This window comes from Pseudomonas sp. NBRC 111119 (assembly GCF_001320125.1).
Taxonomy (GTDB): Bacteria; Pseudomonadota; Gammaproteobacteria; order Pseudomonadales; family Pseudomonadaceae; genus Aquipseudomonas; species Aquipseudomonas parafulva.
In genome coordinates this window covers 1-6,786 of sequence record NZ_BCAV01000086.1, presented here as the reverse complement: position 1 = coordinate 6,786, position 6,786 = coordinate 1, and the positions used below count along the sequence as shown (strand labels likewise).

General features: G+C 55.6%; 7 protein-coding genes and 1 pseudogene. 3 read left to right on the top strand and 5 right to left on the bottom strand.

All coding sequences use genetic code 11. The features are described from left to right. Positions 1 to 31: 31 nt before the first annotated feature. Together APH25_RS24535 and APH25_RS24530 are read right to left on the bottom strand one after the other, a co-directional pair. Positions 32 to 460 carry a LexA family transcriptional regulator gene (locus APH25_RS24535; protein ID WP_028634164.1) on the bottom strand — a complete coding sequence of 143 codons (429 nt, stop codon included), beginning with the start codon at positions 458 to 460 and terminating at the stop codon, positions 32 to 34. Between the two features lie 107 nt (positions 461 to 567). After that, positions 568 to 1,569 carry a PAS domain-containing protein gene (locus tag APH25_RS24530; protein WP_060483653.1) on the bottom strand — a complete coding sequence of 334 codons (1,002 nt, stop codon included), beginning with the start codon at positions 1,567 to 1,569 and terminating at the stop codon, positions 568 to 570. Positions 1,570 to 1,670: 101 nt separating this feature from the next. Between APH25_RS24530 and APH25_RS24525 the strand changes: the two genes are divergently transcribed. After that, positions 1,671 to 2,036 (top strand): YceK/YidQ family lipoprotein, encoded by a 366-nt coding sequence (locus APH25_RS24525; RefSeq protein WP_371262530.1) that lies wholly within the window; start codon positions 1,671 to 1,673, stop codon positions 2,034 to 2,036. 86 nt (positions 2,037 to 2,122) lie between these two features. Here APH25_RS24525 and APH25_RS24520 read toward each other — a convergent pair whose 3' ends face one another. Next, positions 2,123 to 2,635 (bottom strand): GrpB family protein, encoded by a 513-nt coding sequence (locus tag APH25_RS24520; RefSeq protein ID WP_060483652.1) that lies wholly within the window; start codon positions 2,633 to 2,635, stop codon positions 2,123 to 2,125. Between the two features lie 136 nt (positions 2,636 to 2,771). On the opposite strand from APH25_RS24520, the pseudogene APH25_RS26075 reads away from it, so the two are divergent. Continuing rightward, positions 2,772 to 3,091, top strand: a pseudogene (locus tag APH25_RS26075) (integrase). Between the two features lie 1,189 nt (positions 3,092 to 4,280). Further along, the gene (locus tag APH25_RS24515) at positions 4,281 to 5,930 is read left to right on the top strand and encodes an ATP-dependent endonuclease (RefSeq protein WP_060483651.1); all 1,650 of its coding nucleotides are present in this window, start codon (positions 4,281 to 4,283) and stop codon (positions 5,928 to 5,930) included. Positions 5,931 to 5,961: 31 nt separating this feature from the next. Here the strand turns inward: APH25_RS24515 and APH25_RS25600 are convergent, their stop codons facing one another. Both APH25_RS25600 and APH25_RS24510 read right to left on the bottom strand, forming a co-directional pair. After that, positions 5,962 to 6,234, bottom strand: coding sequence for a hypothetical protein (locus APH25_RS25600; RefSeq protein WP_156333280.1), 273 nt, complete (start codon positions 6,232 to 6,234; stop codon positions 5,962 to 5,964). 32 nt (positions 6,235 to 6,266) lie between these two features. After that, a partial coding sequence (locus tag APH25_RS24510) for a transposase (protein WP_156333278.1) occupies positions 6,267 to 6,786 on the bottom strand: 520 nt, incomplete at its 5' end.

The following is a 6,786-nucleotide window of genomic DNA, read 5'->3' as shown; positions in this document are numbered from 1 at the left end:
TGCGTTGCAATCGATCAGTGCGAATAGAGGCTCACTGCGCATGGTCGCGAACGCTGTAGCGCACTACGCCCCAGACCACCATATCGTCCCCTTCCCCGACATGACGTGGCGGGTAGTTACGGTTCTCGGACTTGAGCATTACCACGCCGTCACGGCGATGAAGGCGCTTGCACACCGGCTCGCTGTTCAGGGCGGCAATGACGATATCGCCGTGCTCCGGTTCACGCCCACGGTCCACGATAACGATATCGCCCGAATAGATACCCGCCCCTTGCATGCTGTCCCCTTCCACCCTCACCAGATACACATGAGGGGCGCGGATATCGAACAGCTCATCGAGGGAAATATGCCCTTCCATATGATCTGCCGCAGGGGATGGAAAACCGGCGGGAACATGGAATGAGTAGAGTGGGAATGGGCCAGTGCTACCGAGCGGCCAACCCAGAAAAGTGATGCTCATGGAAAGAGGTCCAATGCGAACTGTATGCATATACAGTAAATCTCGCATCGGTAGCCTGGTCAATCTGGATAAGCGGATTTCGGACGGACGAGGTCGCGCCGATGGCGTTAACCTGCGAGCGGCAGTTTGAGGTGCGCAACAAGCCCCTCACGGCGCCAGTTCCAGATGACCTCACCACCCGCAGCCCTCGCCAGCCGCTCGATCATCGTCGTGCCAAAGCCGGCCTCGCCGCTGTCTGCCGACACCTCCGGGCCCCCTGCTTCGCGCCAGTCCACTTGCAGCACCTGCTCGTGTATCGACCACTGGAAATGTACCAAGCCCTCCATGGCCCCCAAGGCGCCATACTTGATGGAGTTAGTGGCGAGTTCGTGGATACACAGCGCAAGTGTGTTGCGCAAGCGCGCGGGCAACGGGTGCCCAGGCCCGCTGATTCGACATTGGGCTACATAAGGGCTCAACACCGAGCCTGCCAAAAGCGCCAGGTCGACCGCGGCCCCGTCAGGGTTGTCGAGTATTACGCCGTAAGCCCGGGACAGCGCGCCCAGCTTGGCATTGACGATGCTGGCGACGCTTTCGGTGGCCGCCGTCGCCCTGGCCTCGCGGTCCGCCATGGATACCACAGCCTGCACCACCGACAGCAAGTTCTGGATGCGGTGAAGCATCTCGCGGGACAACAACTGTTCCCGCTCAAGGGCCAGGTCCAGTTCTTTGCGCAGCAGCGTCTGCTCAGTGACGTCCCTGGACACGCAGTGAACCGACACCACCTGCCCCTGCAGATCGGTTACAGGCGTAAGCAGGTTGTCCCAATGGAACACCCGCTGTGCAGAGGCGCTGTGGCCAGAAAACCTGGCTACCTGCCCGGCCAATGCCGCCTGCAAGGCCGCTTGGGCGGATGGCTGCACGGGCACTGGCAACAAGGGAACCCACGGTAGGCCTTTAACCTGTTCAGCCGGTATTCCCAGTGCAGCGCAACCTGCCTTGTTCATTGCTAGCAAGGTGCCGTCAGGTGCCAGCATTTTCACGCAGTCGGGGGTTGCGTTGAGCATGGCAGTTTGCACGGCACGTTCGGCAGCGTTGTTACCGTCATCATCAAGTTGCAATTGATCCACCGCTGCGAGCCTGCCCTGTTTACCGGCAGGCTAGAGGAATGCCAAGGCGTTCACAATAGCGCGTTGAGCGCTGCACGGGACCACTCCGGCATGAGTGCGCTATGATTCGGCCATCATCGACAGCGCGTTTTCAAAAGGGGAATGCCATGAAACCATGGATGGGGTGCGCACTGGCAGTAGTGCTGAGCGGGTGTGGCACGGTCGCGACGGTATCCGACAAGTCCAAAGCGGTGGACAACCTGGCGAAGTGGGGATCGGAATGCCGGTCGATTCCCCAAGCCTATAGCGGCGTTGCTTACCAGTTCTGCAACCTGAACAGCCCCGAACGGTCGGGCCCTCACTGGTCGGCAGATACGGTTTTCGTGGACATGGGGTTATCGGCCTTGGCGGACACGCTCTTGCTTCCGTACACCGGTTACCAGCAGCTTCGCTGGGGGAGCACGCCGGTTAGACGGTTGGCGTACTAAGGCCTAGTTGTGGGCTTCGATAAGCTGGAATGAAGAATACGGGACTGTCCATTGCAACAACCGACAGACCGGGATATCGACTCCGCTTATGCAGCACAAATGCCGGCCTCTAGCATCGTCGCGATGATGAAGGGCCCCTTTCGCGCCAGGTACTCGGCCATCCCGCCTGTGTTGCTCGCCTCCAGCTCTAGCTTCAGCGCCTGATAGTGCTGCCGAATGACAACGTTACGTTTGAGCAGGTCCCTGAAACCGAGCATGTAGGCGATCGAAACGTGACCCTGCTCGCAGACGTGGAGTTTGTGCGTACGAACACCCTTCACGTTACGCCTGTAGAAATGGTGGCCCTCCGAGAGGTCACTGCCCCGCACGTATCCCAAACCCAACAATATTTCGTCTCGTGTAAGCACGTTGCGATGCTCGTCCACCTCGATGAGGACGTCGATTTCCGGTTTGGCGGCTAATCCCGGCACAGCTGTACTGCCAACGTGGTGGATAGCAATCAGTTCGTCGTTGAAAGCCGAAGCAATGAGTGGCTCGTCTTTCAGATATTGGGCTGGCCAGGAAAGACTGTAGGGCGTGATTTTGCTGGTCAGTGCCATGGAAAGTCCTTTTTGGTGACGTGCCGTCCGTGGGATTGGCCCATAGGATGCAAGCCTCCTATCAGGCTGATCCTCGTAGCCTAGGGGATGGTCGGTCAGGTTCGCAACGGTTTGACTAGGATCCGCACGTGCAGGATTGGTATTTGTGTTCCAGTCAGCTAAAGGTGGGCTGTGGTTCGGCGAACCAAGTGTTACAATCCGCCGCTTAAAAGCAGCATCACTGGCGCTGACTCCGTGAACGCCGTCAGTATGAAACCCGCCACGCCTACGCAACCCCATGCCTTATGGCTGGCTGAATTCCGCACTCACGACGAACCAGCTTGGCCACAGCGTCGAGCGATTGCTCTCTATGTACGCGAAATGGATCAGCTCCTCCTCGGACTGGAGGGAGCTGGAGAAGCTGCCGCCACTCGTCGAATTGGCCCTGAATTGGCCTGACATGACGAGAGGGCCTAAATACACCTCTGGAACCCCCGCAGGACAAGCACTTGATCTCCACAGCTAACATCACCATGCAGTATTTAAGGGGTGTTTGGCGGTGGCATGGGGTTGATTTCATTAAGCCAAACACCTTTCCACTCCACCTCTACTCCATATCATTGATATCAAAATTGGTATCGCTTCGCGCCCCTCAATAGCACTCAGCGGTACCAGCTCAACGCTCAGATAGACGGATTTGCAATCCGTAATGTATTTCCTTAAATTCCAGTAGCTTAGGATATCTTCAGCTCCGCGTAGCCGCATTTCTAACATGGCTACGCCCTTTAAAATCAAGGGGCATGGTAGGATTGCGAAACTGATCTTGAGCCCATGCCACCCATGTTTCAGCGCTGCATCAACAGCACCGAATCGAATCTCGGAACTCGTTCTGACGACTCGGGTTCGCCGACTCCAGACGGCGGGCTAATCTACACCGCTAACATCACCATTTGCTTTGCAATGGGGTTTAGCGGGTAAGAATGTGTTGATTCTGAGGGACCAAAACCCCCGCTCCCCACTGATACGCATGAGTTGGTCGGCGAATTGGTCCGATGGCTTTCATCCGGCTATGATGCCGATCTGGCATAACACACCCTCGGGGCGCTTGTCTCAGGTGGATTGTCTGCTTTCGACTCTCGGCGAAGACATTGTAGCAACCCTCCCCAGGAGTTCTGCCGAACCAATTTTTATCTCCACAACACGATCATAGCCCGTACGCTATACCGGACTCCTCCATGCGGTGTTTTGTGGGTGTCTGGCGGTGCTGAAGGGTTGACTTCATGGGGTAAACCCTCCTTTTTCCCGTCCCAAACCTATCAGTGGTATCAGAACTAGTATAACCTGACATTTGTCGCTGACCGTCCGCTTTTGAGCCATGGCTGTCTTCGTCCGGGGGCTAATAGCGAGAACTGGAAGATTGGGTCTAAATCAATGACGCTCGTGTGGGCTTTTTGTTCGCCCTTCAGGGTTTGCGAAACTTCAAAGGCTGCCGTTTTTTACGCAATCGTGGAATCCATGAAGTATTGTTGAGCTAACAATCACCTATTCAGACGAACTACCACGGCAGGCTTAAGGTAACTTTCGGCTAAATGCGTGAATTAAAGGATGTCGATATGGGGGAGTCAGCTTCCTGTGTCTGACAATCGTAATCTTAAAGGAGACATCAGTGCTCATTGAGGAAGCAACGTTTCAATTTGGCGCGGCCCATGGGGCAGACCCACTGGTGTTGGACGAGCCTGCCGTTACCATCTTCGTCGGACCAAACAACTCGGGGAAGAGTATGGTTCTGCGCGAAATTGCCGAATTCTGCAGCACCGGCAATACACAACGTGCAATTCTCGGTGGTCTTAAGTTCCGCAAACAAACTACTGAAGAGATCGACGCGCTCCTTGAAGCCTGGACGGATCACAGGCGCAATCCGGGAGAAGTAGATCACGCTGATCACCTGTACCTCAAGTTTGGAGACTGGCGGTCGCTCATCTACGTCCCGTCTTTCCGAGGCTTTTTGCAGAATCCTGATGGGAACATAAATGAGTTTGCTCAAACGTATGCGGCCCGACATATACTAAAAATTGACGGACCAGGCAGGATTGGCCTGACCGCGGCACAGGACAGAGGCGATCTGAAGGATCCGAAAAACACATTCGCTAGGCTTCTAACGGACGATGCTCGCCGAAAGGCGCTACGAGATGTTCTTTTCGATGCCTTCGGCCTTTATCTGGGCATGGACATTTCAGAGGGGGCGTTAATCCAATTGCGATATGGGAGTACGCCACCACCAAATGAGCGCACCGTAGAAGACGCTACGCTGGATTGGATGAGAAATGCTCGCACCATCGATCAGTGGAGCGATGGAATGAAAGCTTTTACTGGCATGCTGCTGGAACTGCGCGCGGGCGACCCGAAGATTATGATCATCGACGAGCCCGAAGCTTTTCTACACCCCACGCTAGCCTACAAACTTGGCCGCGAAATCGCCCATACAGCAGGCCAAGGCGACAAGCAAGTTTTTGTATCGACCCATAGCAGCCAGTTCCTGATGGGCGCAATCCAGTCTGGAGCAAAGGTCAATGTAGTTCGCCTGACCTATCAGCAAGGCAGCGCTACTGCTCGCATGCTTTCGAACGACGACATCCGCGTCATGATGCAGGAACCACTTTTACGGTCCGCAAACGCTCTGTCGGGGGTATTTTACGAAGGCGTCGTGGTCACCGAAGCGGACGCGGACCGAGCCTTCTACCAAGAGATCAACGATCGGCTTCTTGCGGCGGAATCTGGACGAGGCGCGCCGAACACCCTTTTCCTCAATGCCAACGGAAAGGATTCAGTGAATAAGATCGTCGGACCGCTCAGGGGACTCGGGATACCCGTGGCGGTCATCCTTGACATTGACGCACTCAACCCCGAGACCAACTTTCCAGTACTTTTGGAAGCCACAAGTTATCCGAAGCCCCACGATTCTATAAAATTAGAACGCGCTGCCGTCTGGACAGACCTTATCTCAGACGACAAGAAACCCAAGTCGGATGGCGGGATTTCCCTGCTCAATAGAACTGCGAAGGAAAAAGCCGAGAACCTATTCGACCGTCTAGATCAGTATGGTCTATTCGTCCTGAGGCACGGCGAAGTTGAACACTGGCTGCCGGAGGCGGATGTTACCAGAAGTAAAAGATGGCTGCGCAACATCTTTGAAGCGCTAGGTAACGACCCGAAAGCTCCCAACTATATTCATCCTAATGACGGTGATGTTTGGGGTTATCTCGACAAAGTTGCCGCCTGGATCAAGGATAAGGCACGACGCGGGATTCCTCTTTGACGCTCAGTTCTCGGGCGTGGACCACACTTTCCTATGGGTGAAATGCTTCCCGATCGGCTATTTCGGCCCAGCTACCGTGATTCACGGTTAGAGAAAATGGCGACGCATTTGTAGTGCGCCATGCAGGTTCAGATAATGCAGCAGTACTGGAAAGATGAGGCCACAGCCCCTGCCCAAACTGGCCCGCGACAGTATCCTGTCCAAAACTGAGCGGCGGTTTTCCGCAGTTTTCGGCCAGCAAACGCTTGGTTCCACCACCGAGTTTTAGACAGCCGGGCAGGCCAGAATCACGTAAGCGCTCCATGCACCCCACCTAACTAATAATGGGCAGAGCACCTAGCTGTGTATTTGAGGTGTGCAATTCCAAGGTAGCAGCGCTTCGTAGTCTTCCACTGAGCACGCCTGCGGCAGGCGTTCCAGTGCGTGGCGCAGCCACACATAGGGCTCTTGGCCGTTGGCTTTTGCCGTCTCTACCAGGCTGTAAAGTTGTGCGCTGGCAGTGGCACCTTTGGGCGTGTCACTGAACAACCAGTTCTTTCTCCCGATGACAAACGGGCGGATCGCATGCTCGGCCGCGTTGTTGTCCATCGGCAAGTAGCCGTGCTCGACGTAGCGCTCCAACTTGCTCCAGTTGCCGGCCAAGTAGCCAAGGGCCTTGCCCAAGGCATTCTGCATCGTGACTTGAGGTTGCGTTTTCTCTACCCAGCTTTTCAGCTGAGCCAGCAATGGCAGGCTGCGCTCCATGCGGGCAGCCTTACGATCTTCATCGCTGCTGTCCTTAAGGTCGCGCTCGATGCCATACAGCTTGTTGATCAAATTCAGGGCGATGTCTGCGCGCCCGGTTTTACCCTTGGGC